Raw genomic sequence first — 24,258 nt, forward strand, 5'->3', positions numbered from 1 at the left:
TCGAGCGCTGCAGTAGCATGGCAGACAGTGCAAGGGGGTGGATGTGGATTCTCATGAGCAGACTCTTGCGCTGCGTATTATGCAGCTCACGCAAGAGACACTGGTGGCACATAATCATTTTTTAGCAGGCTCAATTGCCTTGCTACGCCTTGAGGTACAAAAGCAGTCTCAGAGCTTTTCTACTAATGGCTCGACGCTGTTTATAGATGCACATCAGGTTATTTCTGCCTACTTAGATGAGCAGCAGCCTCCCGTACATGATTACGTTCACGTGCTGGCACATTGTTTGTTTTTACATCCGTTTGTGGGTACACGTGTACAGCGTAAGGCATGGAGCCTAGCGTGTGACATTGTTGCAGAGATGGTAGTGGCAGACATTGTGGGTTCTCGTACGGGTGAACGCGGCAGCAAAATTGAGGCTACGCTGGAGTCTTTGTACGATAATTTTGCTGGTAAACTCACAGCTGAGCGCTTGTATCATAGTTTTATAAGTGGCGGATATTCCAATATGCTATCTGCATGGGAGCCACTGTTTTTTGTAGATGACCATAGTCTTTGGTTTACTCAAGATTCCCAAACAACACCGCAGCAACAAAGAAATACAGATGCGCTCAACAACCAAGATTCTGCTACTGGTTTGGCTGCCCATACACCCAGCAAGAACTCGTTTACGGATTCGGATAAAGATTCTTGTTCAGATCAACAACAGCCAACCGCAAGTCCCACTGCCAAGGATGCAGATTTTTCACTTACGCCTGAGCAAATCAAGCGGGCAGAAGAAAGTTGGTCTAAAGCGGCACAATCCATGCGCGTAGATTTAGAAACCTTGTCACGCAAGCGTGGCTCCAAGCTACGTGGACTCATGCATCAACTTAAAGTAAGCCAGCATGAAGAGGTGGATTATCGCGAGTTTTTGCGTCAATTTGCAACGTACCAAGAGGATATGCGCTTATCAGAAGATGAGTTTGACTACGTTTTTTATACCTACGGGTTGTCTTTATATAAGGATATGCCGCTCATAGAACCGCTGGAATACAGTAATAAAAACCGCATACGTGACTTTGTCATTGTGATTGATACCTCAAGTTCGGTTACGGGCAAAATTGTGCAGCAATTTGTAGATACCACCTATGATGTGTTGTGTAGTACCGAGTCATTTTTCGAGAAAATCAATGTGCATATTATTCAATGCGATTTACAAGTTCGGAGCGATACCAAAATTACGAGTGTGGCAGAAATGAACCAATGGAGACGGAAGATTGATCTACATGGTTTTAGTGGAACCGATTTTAGACCAGCTTTCCGCTACGTTCAGGAGCTGCGCCAAAAGGGAGAGTTTGATGACCTTGCAGGGGTTATTTACTTTACCGATGGTTGGGGTACGTATCCAGAAACGATGCCACCATTTAAGACAGCCTTTGTTTTTTATGATGAAGATCACCGTCCCGACTTGGTTCCTGCATGGGCTATTCAGCTTACTATCAATTCGGGTCAGTTTGAATCTATGTCCGTTTATTAAGCTCACTACAAGGAGCCGTATATGAACATCAGCGAAGCAACAGTACAGATAGAAGGTGCAATTCGTGCCTACCTATCCAAAGATGAGTTTGGTGCCTATCGCATTCCGTTTATGATGCAGCGCCCTCTTATTCTTATGGGACCTCCAGGCATTGGTAAAACTGCTGTTGTTGCTCAGATTGCTCAGCGTATGCACATCAATTTTGTGAGCTATTCCATTACTCATCATACACGGCAGTCGGCTTTGGGCTTGCCGTACATTGATACATCCGAGTTTGAGGGCCAGCAATATCGTGTTTCTCGTTATACCATGAGTGAAATCATTGCAGCGGTTCATGACGCTATCGAGAAAAGCGGCGTAGCCGAAGGCGTACTCTTTTTGGACGAGATTAATTGTGCAAGTGAGACACTCATGCCTGCTATGCTGCAGTTTTTGCAGTACAAGACCTTCGGTCAACATCAATTACCTGCTGGCTGGATTATTGTTTGTGCTGGCAATCCTCCTGAGTACAACCGTGCAGCACGTGAGTTTGATCCCGCTATGATGGATCGTATGAAGCGCATAGATATTGAGGCTAATCTTGATGTTTGGCAAAACTACGCGGTAGCTCATGGTGTTCATCCAGCTATTACAACATTTTTATCCAATAAGCCGGAAGCTTTCTATAAGGTTCGCGCTGCTGCAACGGGCGCACGTATCGTTACTGCACGTGGTTGGGAAGATCTTTCCCGCATGCTTTATGCGTATGGTGCTGAGAAGATTAAGGTTGACCTCAACCTTATTTCTCAGTACATCCAAGACCAACATGTGGCGGAAGATTTCTCCTTATACCTAGATTTATTTTGCAAGTACGAAGATGACTACAAGGTGTCCGATATTTTGGAGGGCTCAGCAAATCAGGTCATTACTGCTCGTGCTACCGCTGCTCCTTTTGACGAGCGCATTGCTGTGGTCAATCTGCTCATTACAGTCATTCTTAATGAGGTACATGCTCAGCAAGCTTATGAAAAGTCCTGCCGAGCTATTAAGTTCGAGCTCCTTGCTTTTGCCCCTAAGACAGACAATGCTGCTTCATTAAGCATACTTACCAAGATCGATGAGCAAGCAGCTCAGGTTGCCGCCACGTTAGTGGATGCTCAAAACACCGGTAAAGCGTCTTCTGGACAGTTGGCAGAACTTACCAATAGAGCTGCTATTTGGGAGCAAATTCGCGCGGCGGCACATCGTGCAGCTATGGAGACTTCTGTGCAAAGTCCATCATCGTTGGATACAGACTCCATGATTTTCTCGGCAGCTAAGATGGCATTCAACAAAGCATGTTGCGTAATGGCAGATGACGCGCGCAACATCACAGCACATGTAGATAATACTCTGACATTTTTAGATGGATGCTTTGGCAGTGGCCAGGAGTTACTGGTGTTTGTGAGTCGTTTATCTTGTGATCAAGCGTTTATGGCATTTGTTTCCGCCCATCCTCTTGAGTCTTTTGTACAACAAAGTAAGAATCTGATGTTTCATGAGCGTGGTCTTGATCTGCTAAAAGAGGCTCAAGCTCTTATCCAAGATGATGCTAACGGAGGACTTGAGTAATGATTCAAGCAGCATTATTTGATCAAGATGGGCTTTTGTTTGATACAGAAAAGCTGTGGCAGCAAGCATGGAAGCCTGCGTTAGCGGATTTTGGTCTTACGCAAAAGGAAGGTCTTGCTCAAGATTGCTGTGGTACGGCAGGTGAACAAAGTTATACGGTGATTCGCCGTTACTATGGTAATGAGGTACCAGCGCAACAAATTCGTGATCGCCTGTCATACCATGCACGTATTCTTATTTGGAATAACGTCAGCAAAAAGCCGGGTGCAGATGAGTTGCTTGAATACCTCAGGCAGCAAGGTGTTTTATGTGCTGTGGCAACCTCTTCGGATAGAGAGCTTACTCATCACAATCTTGAAGCAACGGGATTGTCTCGATATTTTGATGCAGTTATTACGGCAGACCAAGTTACTAAAGCCAAACCAGATCCAGAAATCTTTTTAACAGCTGCAGCACATGTTGGTGCTCAGCCAGCACAGACTTTGGTTTTAGAGGACAGTTTTTCTGGTGTTCGTGCTGGAGTAGCCGGTGGTTTTATCACCGTTATGGTTCCAGATTTGTCTGAACCAACGGCAGAGATTGCACAACTTGCTTATGCTGTGTGTCCCAGTTTATATGCGGTAAAAACCAAACTCGTAAAGGGAGAATTGGGGTAGACCTAACACATCAAAAGAACGTTGATGAATACAAGATACCCAACGTCATATATAGGGCTATGCATACAACGTGTAAAAACCTTTGAAGAAAGGACAACATAATGGCTTGTACAACTATTTTGGTGGGTAAGAAGGCGTCGCTTGATGGTTCAACCATTATTGCTCGCAATGAGGATTCTGGCTCTACTGAATTTAACCCCAAAAAATTCAAGGTTATTCAGCCATTAGATCAGCCTACTACCTATACCAGTGTTTTAAGCCACGTATCTATTCCCTTGCCTAACAATCCCATGCGTTACACCTCTGTGCCAGAGGCGGTAGATGGGCATGGTATTTGGGCTGCCGCTGGTGTTAACGAGAAAAACATTGGTATGACTGCAACAGAAACCATTACCTCCAACGAACGTGTTTTAGGTGCAGATCCTTTAGTTGAGTATCACCCTGCTAAAGGCAATCCTGGTGATGCGGATTATCAGCCTGAGGTTGTGGGTGGCATTGGTGAGGAAGATATGGTTACCCTGGTGCTTCCTTATATCAAATCTGCTCGTGATGGTGTCAAGCGTTTGGGCGCTTTGCTCGAGAAGTACGGCACTTACGAAATGAATGGCATTGCATTTTCTGATACGGATGAGATTTGGTGGTTAGAGACCATTGGCGGACATCACTGGATTGCACGTCGCGTTCCTGATGAAATGTATGTGACCATGCCAAATCAGCTGGGTATTGACGCATTTGATTTGGACGATGCAGAGGGCGAGCAGCGTATCTGTATGGCTAGTGCAGACTTGCGTGAGTTTATTCAAAAATATCGTCTCGATAAGCTGGATGGCAATAATGAGCTGAGCTTAGGCTGGATTGATGTAGATCCACAAGCTGGTCATACCCTTTTTAATCCTCGTTTAGCTTTTGGCAGCAAGTCTGATGCAGATCATGTATATAACACACCGCGTGCTTGGAACATGCACCGTGTGCTTAACCCTCATATGGAGTGGGATCAGAAGGGTGCTGGTTGGTTGCCCGAGGACGACGATATTCCTTGGTGTCTTGAGCCTGAGAATCCCATTAGTATTGAGGATGTAAAATACGTTTTGTCCCTACATTACCAGGGCACTCCATACGATCCCTATGGTCACTATGGCGATGATTCACAGCGCGGCAAGTATCGCCCTATTGGTATCAACCGCAATGGTGAACTTCTTATTATCCAACTGCGTCCTTACATGCCTCGGGCAATTCAGGCGGTTGAGTGGCTTGCCTATGGTTCCAATGCTTTTAACGTTTTGGTTCCTCTGTATGCCAATACAAACGAGAATCCCGAGTATATCTCTAACACTACTGCTCGCGTGACCAGTGAGAGTTTCTACTGGGCCAACCGTCTTATTGCTGCTTTGGCAGATGCTCACTATCGCGAGTGTTCTTCTCATGTGGAGCGCTATCAAGAAGCGTTTGGTTCTGCTGCACGTGCCATGCTTAACCGCTGCGACGATGCGGTTATCGAGAAGAACCTTTCATATGAACATGCTGCTTCCGAGCTGGCCCTTGCCAACCAAAAGCTTGTTGATGAGCTCAAGGTTCAGACGGATGACCTGCTCGATAAGGTCTTGTTCGATGCAAGCCTAGGTATGCGCAATGGTTTTTCTCGTTCTGATGCATAACCTCAAGTTTTAGTAGATAGGAATAGCGTGCAGTATCCTCAATCACTTGCTCCATCTCAAGTTATTGGTGTCGTAGCTCCTTCGTTTGGGGCTACGACCGAGCCTTATATCTCTGCGACTGCTTCTGCATACAAGTGTTTTGCCAAGCTTGGTTATGCAGTACATGAATGGAGTTGTGTTCGCGCAAGTGATGGTATAGGCATTTCTTCCACTCCTACACGCTGTGCACAAGAACTCATGGATGCTTATTGTGGCAACCAAGATGATGTTCTTATTTCTGCTGGCGGCGGAGAGCTTATGAATGAGGTTATTTCTCACCTTGATTTTAGTGAGCTTACAGCTGCTCGACCCAAGTGGTTTATGGGGTACTCAGACAATACCAATTTTGGATTTTTGCTTCCAACACAGTGTGATGTAGCTTCTATCTATGCGCCGTGTGTTGCAAGTTTTGGTATGCGTCCTTGGCATCCAGCGCTCAACGATGCCTGGAGGGTGTTAACTGAGGCTCAAGCTGGTCAGACGCTACGAGTTAATTCGTATGAGAGTTGGGAACTCACTTCTTTAAAGGACGAACAACATCCATTGGCTCCTTACAACACGACCGAAGTTTCGGATATTGCAGCTTACAAATCAGGTAATCTTGTCAGCCAGCTGCATGTACAGGGTCGCTTACTTGGTGGTTGCTTGGATATCCTTATTAATCTTTGTGGTACTCGCTTTGATTGTGTGAGTCAGTTTAATGAGCGTTATGCTGCTGATGGTGTTGTTTGGTATCTAGAAGCTTGTGATTTGGGCCCCATTCAAGTACGTCGTGCCTTATGGCAGTTGGCAGAAGCTGGCTGGTTTTCTCGGGCAAAAGCTTTTATTTTTGGACGTCCCTTACGTAAGGACGACGAGGAGTTTGGTCTGACGCAAGAACAAGCAGTCCTTTCTGCCTTTTTGGAGCTTGGCATTACGGTACCCGTTATGCTTAATGCGGATATTGGACATTTACCTCCTATGATGCCACTGGTTTGCGGTAGTTTGGGAACAGTGGATTTTAAGAATGATAACCTGAGCGTCTCTATGGCGTTGGTATAGCAAGTTGTGAGGTTTGTTGTATGAGTAAAGTTCTTGTAGCAATGAGTGGTGGTGTAGATTCTTCGGTTGCTGCTCAGTTATTGCTTGAACAAGGACATGAGTGCATTGGTGCCACTATGATGCTGGCGCGCAATAGTACCTGCTGTCGTTTGGAAGATGCTATTGATGCAAAGTCAGTTTGTATCAAATTGGGTATTCCACATCTTACGTTTGATCTTACTCGTGAGTTTGACCAAGAAGTTATCAAACGTTTTGTAGACGGTTATGCTGCAGGAGCTACACCTAATCCCTGTATTCAATGTAATCGATGGCTTAAATTTGGTTTGCTGTGGAAACGTGCTCAGGCGTTAGGTTGTGAATATATTGCAACAGGGCATTATGCTCGTACTCAGCGTGACGAGAATGGCATCATGCAGCTATATGCTGGTGCGGATGTTCTTAAAGATCAGAGTTATGTCCTGTATCCAGCAGTGCCCGAGGTACTTGAGCATTTGCTTCTTCCGCTTGGTGATATTGCATCTAAAGATGAGGTTCGTGCAATAGCTACGCGCTGCGGTTTTGATAATGCCCACAAGCATGATAGCCAAGATATTTGCTTTGTTCCCGATGGAGATTACGCTGGTTTTCTTGAGCGTCAGGAGGGCTTTGACTCTCGTGCGGGCGATATTGTGGATGAACAAGGTAACGTATTAGGACGTCACAAAGGCATTGCTCATTACACTATTGGTCAGCGTAAGGGGCTCAACGTTTCTCTTGGTAAACGCATGTATGTAGTGGACATCGATCCCGTGTCTCATACGGTTGTGATGGGGGATACAGATGCTCTGATGAGCCAGGATTTTGATGCCGTGCAAGCGCTGTGGCCTTCCGGTGTTTCACAAGAGGTAATCCATGCAGACGCAGTGGTGTCTTATCACGGATACCGTCATCCAGCTACGATTACTAAAACCGGAGCAGAGACATTTCACGTTCATACCGATGAACCAATTCGTGCCATTGCACCTGGTCAGTCTGCTGTGATTTATGATGGCGACCGTGTGGTATGTGGTGGCATCATTATTAAGGGGAATCATGTACGCACTTAAGACAGAAGCCGCTTTTGACTCGGCACATTTTTTGACAGATTACTATGGTAAGTGTGAGAATCTCCATGGTCATCGCTGGCGTGTGGTTGTGTATATTGAGCAAGATGACCTGCAAGAAGAAGGTACCATGAAAGATATGGTTGTGGATTTTGGTGTTTTCAAAAAGCAGGTACGTACGTTGGCAGATAGCCTAGATCATACCTTCTTAATTGAGGAAGGTTCACTCAAACAACAAACGCTTGATTGTCTTGCCAATGAGGGTTTTACGCTTACGATTTTACCGTTCCGAACCACTGCAGAAAATCTGGCGCGCTACTTTGCCAATCAACTCAAACAAAAGGGTCTGCCTGTGGTACAGGTAGACATGTATGAAACGCCTTTAAATTGTGCAAGCTATCGCTGCGCATAACGGTATTGTAATTAAAACTGTAGTAGTGTAGTGCTATTACATAGGTAAAAGGAGGTTCCAATGGCGCAAAAAGCATTACAAGGCGTAAACCTTGATGGTTGGTTAATGCTTGAGTCTTGGGTGACCCCCGAACTATTTTCAAAAACTTCAACACTTGATCCTATTGCCCTAGCAAACAAGCTAGGCAGTGAAGCATATGCGAAGCTCATGCATAAGCATGTAGAGAATTTCATTACAGAATTTGATTTTAAGCAAATGGCATCTCGTGGCTACAATGCTGTTCGCCTTCCAGTGCCCTGGTATGTATTTGGCGAACAGGGCCCTCTACCTGGTTTTCATACAGGCTATATTGAGTACGTGGACAAGGCTTTTGAGTGGGCGGAGAAGTTCGATATCAAGATTCTTGTCAATATTGTTCTTGCTCCAGGTGCCGAGAAAACCGGTAATGCGCTTCGTATGAAGACAGACTTTACACCTGCCCGCCGTAGTGCACTGCTTGAAATTGTAGGAATGCTTGCTGCTCGCTATGTTGGACGCAGTTCATTTTTAGGAATTGAGCCTTTGGATGAGGTCGTTACCTTTCGTCGCCGTGGTTTGAGCGTTGAGCCCGGTATGCCACTTTCTCACTTGCGGAATCTGTATCGTGATGCGTATGCAGAAATTCGTAGATGTGCTGGTAATAGACCTGTTGTTGTTTTTTCTGATGCTGGTCGCCATAGTCATTGGAAGCATTTTATGGCATCGAGTCGGTATGAAAATGTTTGGCTGGATACCCATCTGTATCGTCCAACTTCCATGCCCGTCTCGACAGGCGCAGCAAATGCACAGCTTCTTTTGAGTGCAAGTAGAGAAGCGCTGGCTCAAGCGTGTACCAGTGGCTTGCCTGTTATGGTGGGTGAGTGGTCAGCTGCACTGTCTGTACCTGGTAAAACTACCACTATTGAGGGACGCATTGCACGTGAACGCCTTTTTGTTGCTCAGCAAATGAGCTTGCTTTCTGTTTGCCCGGCATGGTTCTTCCAAACTTGGAAGACATCCAATAGATTGCCCGGCTGGGATGCACGTGTTGCTCTATCCAACTTCGAGCGCGATATGCTTCGCTAGGGTTACAGCATGGCAAAACAATCTGTGCAAAAAGCACCCTTCGACACTCAAAACGCTGTAGTATCCAATAAGGGCATATTATCTGTTGTGGGAACACCCATTGGCAATTTATCTGATGCCTCACCGCGTGTTATTCAAACACTTGCAGGTGCAGATGTGGTGCTGTGCGAGGATACACGTGTTACCGCTAAGCTCATGAGTCGTTTTGATATTCATGTGCCGTTGGAACGTTGCGATGATAACGTTATTGCTTCTCGTACTCAGTCGGTACTTGAACGTTTATCTGCTGGTCAGCATATTGCTTTTGTATCTGATGCAGGTATGCCCAGCGTATCTGATCCAGGTCAATATCTAGTGGATGCAGCTCTTAACGCTCAGTGCAAGGTTGAAGTAATTCCGGGTCCCTCAGCAGTTATTTGTGCGTTGGTTGCTTCTGGCTTTGCTATGGATCATTTCTTCTTTGAGGGGTTTCTCGCACGTAAAGCAAGTGAGCAGCTTAAACGCCTTGTTGCTCTGGCAGCTGTTCCCGGCGCACTTGTGCTATATGAGTCCCCACATCGCGTAGAGGCTACCCTTAAGAATATCGCTGAGGTATTTCCTCAGCGTCAGGTGGCATTGGTACGAGAACTTACTAAGGTGCATGAAGAAGTGGTGCGCGCTATGGCTCCCCAGTTAGCTCAAAGCATTGCTCAGCGAGAAAACCTGCGTGGTGAGTGCGTTATTGTGATTGCGCCTCCCTCAGAGCAAGAGTGTGCACAGGTACAGGCAGATTTAATGATGGCAGGCAATTCCACCACTTTACAAGAAGCTATTGAGCAAGGTTTGCTTGAAGGTCAATCTAAGTCAATGCTTGCAAAAACTCTTTCTAAACAATTTGATATCCCACGTTCTGAGGCGTACGACCGCATCGTGCAGTACAATCAGAATTTGCAATAAATACGTTATAGGTGTCCATGCCAAATCCGTCATGAGGAGACTTACGTTATGGCAGATAAAAAGCCTTTTTACATCACTACGCCCATCTATTATGTAAATGCTGCACCTCACTTGGGGACAGCATATTGCACCATTCTTGCAGACGTGCAGGCGCGTTATCGTCGTGCGATGGGCTATGACGTGAAATTTTTAACCGGTATGGACGAGCATGGCGAGAAGGTCGCGGAGGCCGCAGCCAATCATGGTATGTCTCCACAGCAGTGGTGCGACAGCCAGGCACCTTTGTTTAAGAATTTATGGCAGCAGCTTGAGATTTCTAACGACGACTTTATCCGTACGACGGATGAGCGTCAGTTTACAGCCGTTCAGTATCTTTGGAATAAGATGCAAGAGGCTGGTTTTTTGTATAAGGGCAGCTATGACGGTTGGTACTGTGTTCCCGAGGAAACCTACTTTACGGAAAATCAGGTACGCAAGTCTGATGAGGAGCACAAGACCGAAGGTCAGCACCTCTGTCCTGATTGCGGGCGTCCTTTGGAGCGTGTGCAGGAGGAATCTTACTTCTTTAAGCTTTCTGCTTTCCAGGAGCCTTTGCTTAAGCTGTTTGAAGAACACCCTGATTTTGTGCAGCCAGCTTTCCGCATGAATGAAGTTCGTAGCTTTGTAGAAGGTGGCTTGCAGGACCTTTCTGTTTCTCGCACCAGCTTTGACTGGGGCATCCCCGTGCCCTTTGATACCAAACATGTAACCTATGTTTGGTTTGACGCGCTGCTCAACTATATGACTGCGGTTGGCTACGGTGTAAATACGGATGAAGCACGCTCTCAGCTTGCTCATTTTTGGCCTGCTCAATATCACCTGGTAGGTAAGGATATTATTCGTTTCCATTGTGTTATTTGGCCTGCCATGCTTATGGCAATTGGTGCTTCTTTGCCTGATCATGTCTTTGCTCACGGTTTCTTGACTGTGCGTAATCCAGAAACTGGTGCAGCAGAGAAGATGTCTAAGAGTCGTGGCAATGCCATTGCTCCTTCTGATGTTATTGATTTGTTGGGTATTGAGGGATACCGCTACTACTTTATGACCGATGTTTCTCATGGCGAGGACTCCGCTATTAGTTTTGAGCGTATGGAACAGGTATACAACGCAGATTTGGCAAATAGCTGGGGTAACTTAGTATCTCGTACCCTTAACATGAGTGCAAAATATTTTGATGGTAGTACCCCTAATCTTAATGGCTGGGTGGACCATACAGGTGTTTTGCGTGAGGTAACCGATGGTTTGGTAGAGCGTTATTGTGCGTGTATGGAGCAGTTTGATTACGTTGGTGCAAAGAACACCGTTATGGAGCTGGTTCATGCAGCCAATCACTTTATTGAAGATAGTGCCCCCTGGAATGTTGCTAAAGATGAAACTCGTACAGAAGAGCTCCGTAACATCATTGCGGATCTTTTGGAAGCTATTCGTATAAGTGCATTACTCTTTACGCCCTTTATGCCTACAACATCTGCAGAAGTATTGCATCGTATGAGCTTGGACGACCAAATTGCTTGCAATAGTCTTTCTGAGGCTTGTACTTGGGGTGGTATTGCAAGTGAGGTAGCCGTAACTAAGGGTGATGCACTATTCCCTAGGCTTGCTGCCAAAAAGGAGTAGTTTGTGTATTCACCTCTTGCAACACCTACAGCAACACGTACTGCTCTCGAAGAGTTTGGTCTTGCCACCAAAAAACGGCTTGGCCAGAATTTTTTGGTGAGCGACCACGTTATTGGTCATATTTGTGAGCTTGCCAAACTGGATGCTTCTTCGAGCGTTGTACTTGAAGTTGGTCCTGGTATTGGTACGCTTACGGCAGCATTGTTGCCACGAGCTCGTGCAGTGTGTTCTATAGAGGCAGATCCAGAGCTTCCTCAAGTCTATGCATCTACGCTTGCTCAAGATGGCGATAAGTTCGCACTGGTGCAAGCCGATGCGCTTAAGGTAACCCCCTCTATGATTGCAGAGGCCTTAGCTCCTGTAGTAGGTAGTGGGGCAGACAGTTTACCCAATATCTTTGTTGCAAACCTCCCATACCAAGTTGCTGCAACTGTGTTACTTAAGTTTTTTCAGCAAATTCCTACGCTTTCTCGCGCGGTAGTTATGGTTCAGGCAGAGGTGGCAGATCGTATTGCAGCTGCGCCGAACACCAAAGCATATGGTGCATATACAGCTAAGCTTGCGCTTTATGGCGCCGTTTCGGGTAGATTTGAGGTTGGACCAGGGAACTTTTTTCCGCCACCTCATGTCAACTCTTCTGTTGTGCGCATAGATCGCACTACGGCAATACATCCTACAACGCAAGAGTCATTGAGAAAATCAGAATTGGAGCAGGTTACTCAGGTTATTGATGGTGCTTTTGCACAACGTCGCAAAACGTTACGTAACTCTCTAAGCTCTTCGGGATTCTCAAAAAGTGTTATTGATGCAGCTTGTGAGGCATGTGAAATCAATCCTGCTGCTCGTGCAGAAACACTTACTGTTGCGCACTTTATTTCTCTTGCTTTTGCGCTAAAACAGTCAGAGTACTGTGCGTAAAGGGGGGTATATGACAACACAGATTCAAGAACTCTGGGCTTTTCAAAAAGAAGCTTTGCATAAAGCTATACGCAAACAAGGCGTGCAGTCTGCTTTGGGTATTTTTGAGGAAAACCTGTTTTTTGATAAGAAACATCGCCCAGTGCCTGCCGCTCGTCCTTTGGCTCCTGTAGCAGATACCCATGGTCATCTTGCGAGCTACAAAAAAACTACTGCTGCTGTGGCACTTACTCGTGCAGCTTTAGCTGGCGTGCACATGTTGGTGGTGCCCTTGGATCCAGTGGATGAAATTCCACGCAAATTTGTGACGGTAGCAGCGTGCAATACTTGGATTGATGAGCAGATAGAAGAAGCACATATACTTCTAGATCTCTGTATGCAGGAAGGATTGTCTATTCCAGAAATTCCAGGATACGAAGACGCAACTCAACTGTTGGACAGTATCTATGTGGTGGCAGGTGCTCATCCCTATTCTGCTCAGGCTTATGTGGATGCACCTAAGCAAGCACGTGCCAAGCTCGAGGAGTTTCTCGATAGTCCACGCTGTGTGGGCATAGGAGAAATTGGTATTGATTTTGGCCCCTACAATGAGTTATCTGCTCAGGTTCAAAAGCAAATCTTAATTAATCAGTTACATATTGCACAAGATCGTGAACTGTGTGTGGAATTACATGTGCGTGATGCGCCCGAGCCAAATAATGCAGCGGCTCACGAACTTGTGTTGGAAGCATTGAGAGAAACAGGTATACCAAAACAAGGTCTTGAACTGCATTGCTACACAGATGGACCTCAGGTATTGCAACCCTTCATTGATCAAGGTGTCTATGTGGCATTTGGCGGGGCCTGTACGTTTAAGCGTTCAGATGATATTCGTGAGGCCCTGGCAATAACTCCTCTTAACCTTATTTTGTCCGAGACAGATTCTCCGTATATGGCACCCGTTCCTTTGCGTGGTCAAGAGTGTGAGACAGCCATGATTATGCATACGGTAGATAGCATTGCTCAGGTTAAGGAGGACACTGGATTGGTTACGCGCAAACAAACCTACCAAGCTTTATGGGATAATGCTTGTAAATTTTTTGTACGAGCGTAAAAAAATGAGTTACTTTGAGCAGTACTGACATTTTACTATCGATAAGGACGTCGGTTCATGACCTATTTTGTTAAACCACATCGTCGTTTTATGCTCAGCTTATGTGTGCTGGCATTTGTGCTGTTACAGGTACTGAGCGTTGGAGTTGCTATTGTATATGCAATAGGCTCTTATATAGTCACCCTTACTGATCCGGATACTAATATTGTCATGTTGCTGGTTATTGGTATATCTGCTTTGGCGAGTGTGTGGGCTTTGTACCTGCTTGGTGGCAAGCGTGCCATAGCTTTTCATAAAGAGGACCTGCTTTATACACTTAAACACAGTAAGTACCTAATTGTGCTGGCATGTCTGCAATTGCTTCTTTCCCTGACCACTATCTTTTCTGGTGAACAAGCTGTTATAAGTACTTGGCCCATTGCTATGGCGCAAACCTTCTTTATCTGCGTTTTTGTGGGCATTTCTGAAGAAGCGACCTATCGCGGCATTATCTTAGGTGGTTTACTTGCACGTTTTGGTAAAACACGCAGAGGGTTTAATGGAGCCATTTTGGTCGCCGCACTTATTTTTGGTGCTGCACATATTACACCTGGTACAGAGCTCAATGCTGTTAATATTGCACAACTGGTGCTTAAGGTTATACAGACGGGTATCTTAGGACTGTTTTTCTCGGCATTTGCAATAAAGCGTACGAGCTTCTGGGGTTCTTCACTCATTCATTTCTTATGGGACTTTATCTTGCTGTCTGGTGCGGCGCTTGTAAAGCAATCTGTCGAGATAAGCTATACTTCGAGTGGTGAAGAGGGAGTGGCAATAGCTATTTATTACCTTGTCATTATTGTGTTGCAAATTCCTTTGATTATTAGTTCATTCCGTACGTTTAGGAGCACGTCAGCCCCTTATTGTGGCTGGCTTTCCGACGTAGTGACATTTGACGAGAATGGCAATGAATCTGTAGTAACCACCCCTCAGTTAGTTGCTGCTATCAATAATAATGAGCAGTCCGCAGAAGCAGTACTTGCCAGTATGAATCCTTCTGCACCTCAGGTTTCTGGTATAGCACGATCTTCAATGCCTGTTGTCTCTCCTAATCAAAAATCGGTTCCTGCGCCGCCCTCTGGTTTTTATGATCTGTCTGGATTGGAAGATCCTGTGCCAAGTACCACAGACACATCTCTGCCATCAGATGTTCATATCCAACAGTCTGATGACCGTCCGCCTAGACCTATGGGCTTGTAGGGACATACCGCTACGTAAAGAAGCTACACTAGCTATACGACTCCTTTGCAAACTAGCAGGGGAGTCGTATGTCTTTTTTATCTAAACTTACCAATTCCACCAATGAGCTTCTTTGGCCTACGCGTTGTATAGGATGTAATGTGCCAGGAGAGCTCTTGTGTCCCAATTGTCAAGAAAGCCTAACGTGGGTTGATCAACAATGGGCTTGCTTGGATTGTGGCGCCCCTTTTGGATGGCTTACCTGCTCTTCTTGTGACCATAGTTGGGAGGAACTTGATGGTGTGATATGTGCTACTTCATTTATGGGGACCTGTGCTCATATGGTAACTGCACTTAAAGATGAGCATGAGACTCGTCTTGCGGCAATAATAGCAGCGGCAATGGCAACCGCTTTGGATGAAGCTCAAGGTTGGAATCATATTAATCTTGCAGCCATTGATGCAATCATGTTTGTGCCAGCAACTCATAAAGCGTTTGTACGACGGGGGTTTGACCATATGGAGCTCGTTGCCCGTGCACTTAGTTCGTTTATAGACATTCCACTGGTAGATGTGTTAGTCCGCCATGAAGCGCACGATCAACGCAAACTCAACAAAGCTCAGCGTGCTGCTAATCTTTTTGGCACTATCGAACTTATTAATGAGGTATGTGCGGCTCATGTACTGCTTGTAGATGATGTAGTAACTACCGGTTCCAGCATGCGCGCTTGTGCAAAGATTCTTAAAGTTGCAGGAGTTAATCAGGTTATTGGATGCGGCTTTTCAAGAGTATGGTAGCTGCTGGTATAATGTGCTGGTCTTTCATCAGGCTGTGGTTGCGGGTACTATAGGGTGCCCTAGTCCAAGGCAGACGAGGCCAAAAGGATCCACGTAAGCTTGAGTGTGCGCACTCAAGCGAGCATGGCTCGTCCTAGAAGTAAGTCGTACCGTCCGTAATAGGTAAGAGACATTCCGTCTCGCGGGCGAGAGGGTTAGTAGTAAGCATGTCGCGGCATGTGCGCAAACGCTCCAGTATGCGAGTGTGGGGTCAAATACCAGGTCAGCTGGTGGAAGACATTTGATTAAGCGAATATGTAAGGATTTTGTAATGTATATAAAGCTGCGCTTCGTGTTTGCTGCAACGCTTGCTGCTGCCTGTGTAACTGGCTTAACCGGTTGTTCAATTCCGCTTGTGGGTGAAATTACTCAAACTTCCGTAACTGATGCCTATCAGACGCAGGTTAATGCATTATCTTCTCCTATTTCGGATGAGTCTTTAGTTACTCCTAAAACGCTTACTGTTGGGCTTACTGCAACAAGTAACATGGCTCCTTATGTCACTGCTGCAGAGGGAAATGCTTATCAAGGTATAGATATTGACCTTGCCTCTGTCTTGGCAGAGCAGCTGGGTTTGCAGGTAAAATTTGTGAACGTATCCAGTACCGATGCACTTGGTCAGGATTGTGACATTGTGATGAATGTGGGGAAGGATAGCGCTTCATCTGACTTTAGCGTGGTGGGCAATTATACCGCTGCTGCTACAGGCTTTTTTACCAAGGGTGAGGTTTCTACAGTCAAAGCAACAGATATTTCAGGCAAAAAGATTGGTGTACAAAGTGGTTCAGCCACTAAAACTATGCTCGAAGGTTCCTCCCTTAAAGTGGTAGAGCAGGAATACGAAAGTCTTAATGACGCTTTTGAAGGTCTCGAAAAGGGCGATGTAGACTTTGTTTTGTGCGATGTTCGTCCAGGTTCTGCGCTTGCTCATACATATACAGACTTGTCATTTGCAGGTACCATTGACAGCCCCTCTTTTATGGGTATTGCTGTACTTGATTCCAATACAGAACTCAAAAGTGCTTTGGATACTGCTTATAAAACGGTTACCGATGCAGGCTTGCAAAAACTGATAAATACACGTTGGATTGGTAGCATGCCTTCGCTTTCTGAGCAAACTAAGGTCACCGATATTCTTCTCAATGTAAATAAGCCATCTACCAGTTCAAATGTAAACACTTCATCCACGAGCCTCCCTACAACTTCTGATGTAAATGATGGATCTACTGCTGGATCTAATGCAGCAATTCTTTAATTTTTAGCATATATAGCCCAATCGATTGTTGGATTGTTGCTTGAGGGTACTTCTACCGAAATGGGTGAAACATCGCTCCAAATTTAGGGTACGTCTAAAGTAAGAAAATGCTTACATCCGAGTAAGCATTTTTCAAAAGCTAGGAGGTACATTATGGTTGACATCAAAGTATCTGGTCGCAAAACTACCGTTACTGATGCTCTACATGAGACCGTAGTAGAGAAGATTGGCGACGCCCTGAAGGTTTTTGATATTTCTCCAATGTCTTGTGACGTTGTTTTACGTGTGGACAAAAATCCGTCTAATCCTCATGCACAATCGGTTGAGGTAACAGTTTTTGTTCGTGATAACGTAGTGCGTGTAGTTGCTTCATCTGCAGATATGTATGCTGCTATCGATGAAGCTGCCAATAAGGTTTCTCGCCAACTCCGTAAGTACAAGACACGCGTTGTTGATCGTCGCCAGCGCGCAGCTGCTCCTGAATTTGAGCCTGAGATTTCGGATTTATCTGAACTCTTGGAGCCTGAGGATGACGAGCTTGTTCGTGAGAAAATTATTGATTTGACACCCATGACCGAGGAAGAGGCATTGGTTCAGACTGATCTTATCGGTCATGATTTTTATGTTTTTGAGAATGCAACCACAGGTTTGATTAACGTGGTATACCGTCGTCATAATGGCGGATATGGCATTATTAAGCCCAAGATTGAGGATGTACATGAGTAGTTCTTCCGAGACATCGTCCGGCTCTATTATGGATTTAGCAGGCGATGATATTGAGCGCTTTCACGCACGTAGAACCTGTCACATCATTGTAGATTCCTGCGCAGACTTTGATCCAGATGTGGCCTGCCAGCTGGGCGTAGAGGTTATTGAGTTTCCCTATGTTATAGATGGCGTTGAGTATTTTGATGGCAGCTGGAAGTCCATGACGGCTCATGAGTTTTATGACCGCATGCGTAAAGGTGCTCGTGCAACAACATCGGCCGTAACACCTGGTCGTTACTTGGAAGTATTTACCAAAGCAGCTCAAAATGGTTTGCCCACATTGTATATGGGCCTTACGGGTGGTCTGTCGTCCAGCATTGATGCTGCGCGGCAGGCCGCTGCTATGGTTAAAGAGCAATATCCAGATTTTGAACTCTATGTGTTGGACAATCTATGTCCCTCAGCTGCGGCGGAGCTTTTATCAATTGAAGTTGTACGCCTTGCTGGCAACGGTCTTTCTGCGCGTGAATTGTATGACTGGGCACGTGATGCACGCTACTTTATTCAGGGGTACTTTACACTAGATAATTTTGATACGCTTGCCGCTGGAGGTCGAATTCCTCCTGCAGCAGCGCAAGTTGGTGGCAAACTAGATATCAAGCCTGAGCTTTCTTATGACCTCAATGGTTCTCTTACTCTTCGTGGCATGTGTCGTGGCCGAAAAAAAGCTCTGCGTGCCATCATTAAAGACTTTAAAGAGAACTACTCGCATGACTCTGCTTTGCCAATTGCTATTGCAACTTCGGATTCCGAGAAGGACGGCGACTGGATAGAAAAAGAAATTCGTAAGGAGCCTGGCTGCGAGGATGTTGTAATTATTCGCAGCCAAATTGGTCCTGTAATTGGTTCTCACGTAGGACCCGGTATGGTTGCACTGGTCTTTTGGGGTGGCGATCGTCGCGAGAAAATTTCGCTTACAGATCGTATTGCTCGCAAAATTAAAAAATCAAGCTAGTATCGAGGGTAGTACATGGCACATGCAAAGATTGAACAAGTTGCTTTTATTGGTACCGGTATTATGGGTGCGCCTATTGCAGGTCATATTTTGGATGCAGGGTATAGCCTGACGGTTTACAACCGTACAAAGGATAAAGCACAAGAACTTATTGACCGTGGTGCTACTTGGGCATCTTCACCTGCGGAAGCTGCTAGTAAGGCAGATGTGGTCTTTACCATGTTGGGCTATCCCACAGATGTTGAGGATGTATATCTTGCAAGTGATGGCTTGCTTAAGGCTGCTAAAAAAGGTGCCTGGCTGGTAGATCTTACTACTTCGGCTCCAAGTCTCGCTCGTGATATTCATGATGCAGCAGAGGTTTTGGGCATGCATGCGTTTGATTGTCCTGTGACGGGCGGTCAGGCTGGTGCCAAAGCTGGTACGCTTACCGCCATCGCAGGCATTTCTGAGGCTGATGCTGTTGCTGTTGCTCCCGTACTTGCAACTTTTACCAGCAAAATCTTTTACTTTGGTAGCTCTGGTAAGGGTCAGACTGCCAAGTTATGTAATCAGGTCTCTCTTGCTTCGTGCATGGTAGGTATGGCGGATGCTCTTGCCTTAGCCCAACAAAGTGGTTTGGATGTGCAGCAAATGCTGCACATGGTTGGTAGTGGTATGGGTTCTTCTCGTGCGCTGACCGAACTTGGGCCTAAGGCTGTGGAAGGTGACTATCGTCCTGGTTTTCTTAACGAGCACATGCGTAAGGATATCTCACTTGCATTAGCAGAAGGTCAGGATATGGATCTTGCTCTTCCTGGTGCTCAGACTGCGTACACTCTTTACGATTTGCTCTGCCAGATTAAGGGTGCCCGTTTGGGCACACAGGCATTAGCTTTGCTCTATGCAGAAGAGGCTGATGCAGTAGCTGCTGGCTTGGACTGGTCGGTTTTGGATATAGAGGAAGAAGACGAGCCTGAGGCAGATCATGAGTGCAGCTGCGATCACAAGCATACTCACGAACATTGCCATAACCATACGCATGGCACACATTGCCATCATCACCAACACTAGGAGCTTATAGCGTGGGCGATTCTTTGCAGCAAGCCGCAGGTAGTAACATTAGTTTTGCCGTTGCTATTGTCGCGTTAGTACTCTTTGTTTTTGGTACCGTTTTAGGCGAGCATCTGGCTGAGTCTTTTGGCTATAAACTCGTTACACGACGTGACTATGTACTGGCAAACATTGCCTGGTTTGTGGGGGGTATTGCGCTATCCAGTATTGTGTGGGCAACGGGATGGACCACTTTAGCGGCATTTAGTTTTGGCATGATTGCTGGAGGTATGGCTGGCTTTAAAATTGCATTTGGTGAGTCTGTTGGCCCATGGAAGTTTGTAGACAAGTTCTTTAATACCAACAAACGTCATGTCGCTGCAGCAAACGATGCTCATGCAGATGCTCGTAGAGAAGCACGTCGTAAGTGGAAAGAAGGTAAGGGACCCGAACCTGAACTTATGAGTGTGCAACAGCCCTCCAACACACAACAGTCTTCTTACAAGAAGCAATCGGCTGGCTCCAATGCTAAAAAAGCTAAGAAAGGATAAGCCTTTTCGTGGATGATATAACTCAAAGTTCCATGGCTGTATTTATCGATTACGAGAATCTTGCGCTGGGCACAGGTAAGCGCAAGCGTAATGGTCATCAAGAACCCGGCCCTGCTCCCGAGGTTAAGCGTATTTTTGAGCGTCTTGTTGATAAGGGCAGAATTGTGGTAAAGCGTGCTTATTGCGATTGGCAACGCTTTGATACAGCGATAACGCCTTTGCATGAACTGGGCATTGAGCTTATTGAGATTCCAGATCGTGCTTTTACCGGTAAAAACTCTGCAGATATTCGTTTAGCCGTAGATGCAGTAGAGATGTGTCTTAACCGTGAGCATATTGATACTTTTGCTATTTTATCTGGCGATTCTGACTTCTCACCGCTGGTATCTAAGCTTAAGGAGTTTGGAAAGCAAGTAATTGGTGTAGGCATGAAGGCTTCTACTAGTTCGCTTTTAGCAGAAAACTGCGATGAGTTCATGTATTACGAAGACATTATGAGCGCAGGTCGTATTCCCGACTTCACCGCCAAAGTTCCTGTTGAGAAGCACGAATGCTATCAACTTTTGTTTGAAACCATTGACGCCGTTCAATCAGAAAGTGACTCTGCTATTTTTGCATCGCAGCTTAAAAGCACGATGCGCCGCAAGCGCCCGCAATTCTCGGAACGTAGTTATGGTTATCGTAGTTTTACTAAGCTGCTTAACGAGGCAAGTTCGTATGGTTTTATTAAAATTCATACGGATCAAAAGAGTGGAACAGCCGTTGTAGATGGCTTTTGCGAGTAAAATCGCACATTCATGGGGTTATGAGGTACACGTTTGTAAGGGGATTTTAGTATGTCTGATGTTTCGTCCGGACAAATTAAACAGCTTGTGGAAGCACTTTCGGGTTGTGTGCGTCGTGAGCGTCAAGAGGCAGCTCATGAGTTAGCTTTGGCTGCCAAACAGGATAGCTTGCTTGTGCGCGAGCATGTAGATGCATTGGTAGAAGCCTTGCATCTTCCAGAAGCTCAAACACGTTGGGAAGTCTTGGATGCTCTGTCCATCTTATGTGCTGAGAACCCCGATGAAGTAGCGGGTGCTTTTGCAGGTGCTGAAGAATCTTTATTTGACGAAGCATCTTCTACCGTGCGCTTGTCTGCATTTCGTATGCTTACACGTGTGGGTGCTACATCACAGGAACGCTCCAAAAAGGCATGGCCTTTGTTGGATGAGGCTATTCAGTGCTTTCATGGCGATGCTGAGTATCGTGATATGTTGGCATGCTTGCTTGAGTTTGCGCAGGGAGACATTGCAGATGATGTGCGCGATGCCCTGGTAAATCGCGTAGCATTCGATGCAGAGTCTGCCCGTGGCTATATTAAGTCTTTCTCGGCAAATATTATTGATGCTGCAAAGAAATAAACAGACAAGCTTAAGACTCAAGAGGATTGCATAGAGGTTATTCTCGCTTGACGGATGTTCATTAGAGCTACACCACATAGTATGGCCCTCGTGCTAGTCTTATGCATCGAGTAACGTTTATTGCACTATTTCTATCGAAAGGTACGTGTATGACAGAGCTTGAAAAGAAGACTTCTGCACCTGCAAAGAAGTCTGTTTCTATGCCAGTTTGTATTACTGCATCTGTGATTGCTTTGGTTCTTGGTGGCGTTATTGGTCACTTTGCCTTTGGTTCTGCTGGTATGGCAAATAGCAAGACCATGTTTACCGAGAAGGAATTGGATACCGTTGTTGGTACCATGACCTACGAAGGCAAGTCCGAAAGCATTACTGCTCGTGAGGCAATTGAGGCTACTACTTCCCTTGATGCTGCCAAGAATGATGATGGCAACTATAATGCCCCTTCTGCAGACAGTGTCCTTTCTGTTGCTCGCAACAAAGTGCTTGCTCAGGCAGTTGAGAAGGAAGGCATTACAATTTCCGATGACGATGTAAAGTCTTATGCTGAGTCTACTTTGGGCAGCAGTGATTATAAGACCCTGGCAACTCAGTATTCCATGACTGAGGACCAAGTAAAGAATCTTGTAAAGCAGTCTGCTGGCGTAAAGAAGCTTCACGACAAGATTGTGGACGCTAGCAATCTTGTTGCTCCTAGTGCACCTACCGCTCCTGCAGATGGTGATACCGCTGCTGCTTCTGCAGATTATGGTAAGTACATTATTGACCTGCTGGGCGATGAATGGGATGCCAGCAAGGGTGACTGGGCAAAGACTGATGGCGTTTATTTTGCTGCGCTTAAGAATGAGAACTTCAGCGCAGATTCTGCAACGTATGCACAGGCACAAGCCGCTTACTATGTTGCCTATCAGAAGTATTCTACCGAGTACACCAATGTCAACGCTAAGTGGACCGAGTATGTAAACGAGCGTCTTTCCAAGGCTTCCATCCAGGTTAATTCGCTTGCTTCTTAATGGTACATCTGGGTGCTCTGCATCTTGTGTATAACGCGTAGTATAGAGACGAGGGTTTGGGCTCTCGTCTCTTTTTTGTAGCGCGAGCGTTTGGATATATGTTCTATAGTGCTAAGTAGTTTATAAGGAGTGCTTATGCGTGCGCTTATCAGCAAATGTTTGTTGGGAGTGCCTTGTCGCTATGATGGGGGAGCTAAGCACTGCGATTTTGTAGCAAATTTTGCCAGTAAGGTGGATAAGCTGGTTGTTTGTCCAGAGCTTGCCGCACAGTTATCAGTGCCTCGTCCACCTGCAGAGCAACAGGGTTCGCGTGTAGTGTCCAAAGATGGAACAGATGTGACGCAGGCATTTGTGGATGGCGCACAACATGAGTTTGCCCGTTGCAATGATTTTAAGCCTCAGGTGGCAGTACTTAAGGCAAAAAGTCCCTCTTGCGGAGTGGATAGGGTCTTTGACGGAAGTTTTACAGGCAATTTAGTTTCAGGTGATGGAATATTTACTCAACTACTAAAACAGGAGGGGATTTGCGTGGTTACAGAAGAAGTCCTACAAGATATTAAGCCCTCGGTCGAGCATCCAGTTGCCATCATGTTAGGCACTGGTTTAGGCCATTTGGCAAGTTTGGTAACACCTGTTCGTCGTATTGACTATCGTGATATTGATGGCTTTCCTATGGCGGCAGAGCCGGTAAGTGGGCATAAGTTTGAGGCAACTATTGGTACAGTAGATGGTGTGCCTGTTGTAGTGTATCCCGGTAGAATTCATCTGTACCAAGGGTATAGCGCAAGCGAGGTTGTGTCACTTGTACGTCATGCACATCGCTTGGGCTGTAAGGATATTATCTTTGCCTGTGCTACCGGTGCTGTGTCTGGTAACGCTACACCTGGTCTAGGTGTTCTAACAGATCATATTAATCTGACAGGTGCAAATCCTCTTGCCAATAAGGATATGTTACGAGATCTTGATACACCTTTTGTGGGCATGCAAAATGCGTACTCTTCCTACTTGCGCTGTTTGGCTCTTGGCGTTGCAGAAGATTTGGGAATTAAGCTGCAAGAGGGTGTTTATGCGGGCACACTTGGTCCAAGTTTTGAAACTGTTGCAGAGGTTAATGCGCTGCGAGCCTTTGGTGTGAGTTATGTGGGTATGTCCACGGTGTGCGAAGTTATTATGGCTCATGCGCTGGATATGAACGTGCTTGGACTCACATTAGCTACTAATGAGGCCGGAGATCCCACGGTTGACCATGAGACCATCCGTATGCAGGCCGAGAAACACGCGGATAATTTTGAGCGCTTGGTTCGTGGTATTCTCCACTTGTTGTAGTGCCTAGAAGCACTTAATGCAGTTTGTGATAAGACCTTGCATGAAGAGCAATTTATACGTATAGTTATCAGTCGCACGCCAGCTTAGCTCAGTTGGTAGAGCACCGCTCTCGTAAAGCGGGGGTCGCAGGTTCAAGTCCCGTAGCTGGCTCCATATTTATGCAGGTAGATGGCTTATAGTCGTCTACCTTTTCTTTTAGCGCC

The 24,258-nt window shown here is 45.9% G+C and carries 23 protein-coding genes and 1 tRNA gene; all 24 read left to right on the forward strand.

The annotated features are described in order from the left end of the window. Nucleotides 1–43 precede the first annotated feature (43 nt). On the forward strand, nt 44–1,519 hold the full coding sequence (locus G469_RS08280) for a vWA domain-containing protein (RefSeq protein ID WP_051353746.1): 1,476 nt from the start codon (nt 44–46) through the stop codon (nt 1,517–1,519). A 21-nt stretch (nt 1,520–1,540) separates the two neighbouring features. Continuing rightward, nucleotides 1,541–3,109: an ATP-binding protein gene (locus G469_RS0103615; protein ID WP_028263883.1), complete on the forward strand. Its 1,569-nt coding sequence runs from the start codon at nt 1,541–1,543 to the stop codon at nt 3,107–3,109. After that, a complete protein-coding gene (locus G469_RS0103620) occupies nt 3,109–3,765 on the forward strand; it encodes an HAD family hydrolase (RefSeq protein ID WP_028263884.1) in 657 nt (218 codons plus the stop codon). Before G469_RS0103615 ends, G469_RS0103620 begins: the two co-directional genes overlap by 1 nt. A gap of 101 nt (nt 3,766–3,866) precedes the next feature. After that, nucleotides 3,867–5,420 carry a C69 family dipeptidase gene (locus G469_RS0103625; RefSeq protein WP_028263885.1) on the forward strand — a complete coding sequence of 518 codons (1,554 nt, stop codon included), beginning with the start codon at nt 3,867–3,869 and terminating at the stop codon, nt 5,418–5,420. A gap of 27 nt (nt 5,421–5,447) precedes the next feature. Continuing rightward, nucleotides 5,448–6,500 (forward strand): S66 family peptidase, encoded by a 1,053-nt coding sequence (locus G469_RS0103630; RefSeq protein WP_028263886.1) that lies wholly within the window; start codon nt 5,448–5,450, stop codon nt 6,498–6,500. Nucleotides 6,501–6,520: 20 nt separating this feature from the next. Next, nucleotides 6,521–7,585 carry a tRNA 2-thiouridine(34) synthase MnmA gene (mnmA, locus tag G469_RS0103635; RefSeq protein WP_028263887.1) on the forward strand — a complete coding sequence of 355 codons (1,065 nt, stop codon included), beginning with the start codon at nt 6,521–6,523 and terminating at the stop codon, nt 7,583–7,585. Next, complete coding sequence (locus G469_RS0103640; RefSeq protein WP_028263888.1) at nt 7,572–7,994, forward strand: 6-pyruvoyl trahydropterin synthase family protein; 423 nt, start codon at nt 7,572–7,574, stop codon at nt 7,992–7,994. Before mnmA ends, G469_RS0103640 begins: the two co-directional genes overlap by 14 nt. A 60-nt stretch (nt 7,995–8,054) precedes the next feature. Next, a complete protein-coding gene (locus tag G469_RS0103645; protein WP_028263889.1) occupies nt 8,055–9,098 on the forward strand; it encodes a glycoside hydrolase family 5 protein in 1,044 nt (347 codons plus the stop codon). Nucleotides 9,099–9,107: 9 nt separating this feature from the next. Further along, complete coding sequence (rsmI, locus tag G469_RS0103650; RefSeq protein WP_028263890.1) at nt 9,108–10,034, forward strand: 16S rRNA (cytidine(1402)-2'-O)-methyltransferase; 927 nt, start codon at nt 9,108–9,110, stop codon at nt 10,032–10,034. Between the two features lie 48 nt (nt 10,035–10,082). Continuing rightward, entirely contained in the window at nt 10,083–11,690 is a 1,608-nt protein-coding gene (gene metG, locus G469_RS0103655; protein ID WP_028263891.1) for a methionine--tRNA ligase, read from the forward strand. A gap of 3 nt (nt 11,691–11,693) precedes the next feature. Then, complete coding sequence (gene rsmA, locus G469_RS0103660; protein WP_028263892.1) at nt 11,694–12,608, forward strand: 16S rRNA (adenine(1518)-N(6)/adenine(1519)-N(6))-dimethyltransferase RsmA; 915 nt, start codon at nt 11,694–11,696, stop codon at nt 12,606–12,608. 10 nt (nt 12,609–12,618) lie between these two features. After that, a complete protein-coding gene (locus G469_RS0103665) occupies nt 12,619–13,701 on the forward strand; it encodes a TatD family hydrolase (RefSeq protein ID WP_028263893.1) in 1,083 nt (360 codons plus the stop codon). 57 nt (nt 13,702–13,758) lie between these two features. Beyond that, nucleotides 13,759–14,940 (forward strand): CPBP family intramembrane glutamic endopeptidase, encoded by a 1,182-nt coding sequence (locus tag G469_RS0103670; protein ID WP_028263894.1) that lies wholly within the window; start codon nt 13,759–13,761, stop codon nt 14,938–14,940. 68 nt (nt 14,941–15,008) lie between these two features. Further along, complete coding sequence (locus G469_RS08285) at nt 15,009–15,716, forward strand: ComF family protein (RefSeq protein ID WP_035425374.1); 708 nt, start codon at nt 15,009–15,011, stop codon at nt 15,714–15,716. Nucleotides 15,717–16,026: 310 nt separating this feature from the next. Beyond that, nucleotides 16,027–17,010: a substrate-binding periplasmic protein gene (locus G469_RS0103680; protein ID WP_028263895.1), complete on the forward strand. Its 984-nt coding sequence runs from the start codon at nt 16,027–16,029 to the stop codon at nt 17,008–17,010. 153 nt (nt 17,011–17,163) lie between these two features. Next, entirely contained in the window at nt 17,164–17,736 is a 573-nt protein-coding gene (hpf, locus tag G469_RS0103685; RefSeq protein ID WP_028263896.1) for a ribosome hibernation-promoting factor, HPF/YfiA family, read from the forward strand. Continuing rightward, nucleotides 17,729–18,733, forward strand: a complete 1,005-nt coding sequence (locus tag G469_RS0103690; RefSeq protein ID WP_035425376.1) for a DegV family protein — start codon at nt 17,729–17,731, stop codon at nt 18,731–18,733. The genes hpf and G469_RS0103690 overlap by 8 nt, the downstream gene beginning before the upstream one ends. Before the next feature lie 15 nt (nt 18,734–18,748). After that, nucleotides 18,749–19,786: an NAD(P)-dependent oxidoreductase gene (locus G469_RS0103695; RefSeq protein ID WP_028263898.1), complete on the forward strand. Its 1,038-nt coding sequence runs from the start codon at nt 18,749–18,751 to the stop codon at nt 19,784–19,786. 11 nt (nt 19,787–19,797) lie between these two features. Next, nucleotides 19,798–20,316: a hypothetical protein gene (locus tag G469_RS08290; protein ID WP_051353747.1), complete on the forward strand. Its 519-nt coding sequence runs from the start codon at nt 19,798–19,800 to the stop codon at nt 20,314–20,316. Nucleotides 20,317–20,324: 8 nt separating this feature from the next. Beyond that, nucleotides 20,325–21,101: an NYN domain-containing protein gene (locus tag G469_RS0103705; RefSeq protein WP_028263899.1), complete on the forward strand. Its 777-nt coding sequence runs from the start codon at nt 20,325–20,327 to the stop codon at nt 21,099–21,101. Nucleotides 21,102–21,152: 51 nt separating this feature from the next. Next, nucleotides 21,153–21,719, forward strand: a complete 567-nt coding sequence (locus G469_RS0103710) for a hypothetical protein (protein WP_028263900.1) — start codon at nt 21,153–21,155, stop codon at nt 21,717–21,719. Nucleotides 21,720–21,868: 149 nt separating this feature from the next. Continuing rightward, complete coding sequence (locus G469_RS0103715; protein WP_028263901.1) at nt 21,869–22,729, forward strand: hypothetical protein; 861 nt, start codon at nt 21,869–21,871, stop codon at nt 22,727–22,729. 135 nt (nt 22,730–22,864) lie between these two features. Further along, a complete protein-coding gene (locus G469_RS0103720; protein ID WP_028263902.1) occupies nt 22,865–24,055 on the forward strand; it encodes a purine-nucleoside phosphorylase in 1,191 nt (396 codons plus the stop codon). A gap of 77 nt (nt 24,056–24,132) precedes the next feature. After that, nucleotides 24,133–24,208: transfer RNA gene (locus G469_RS0103725), tRNA-Thr, on the forward strand. Nucleotides 24,209–24,258: the final 50 nt, after the last annotated feature.

It is taken from the genome of Atopobium fossor DSM 15642 (assembly GCF_000483125.1).
GTDB classification, from domain to species: domain Bacteria; phylum Actinomycetota; class Coriobacteriia; order Coriobacteriales; family Atopobiaceae; genus Atopobium; species Atopobium fossor.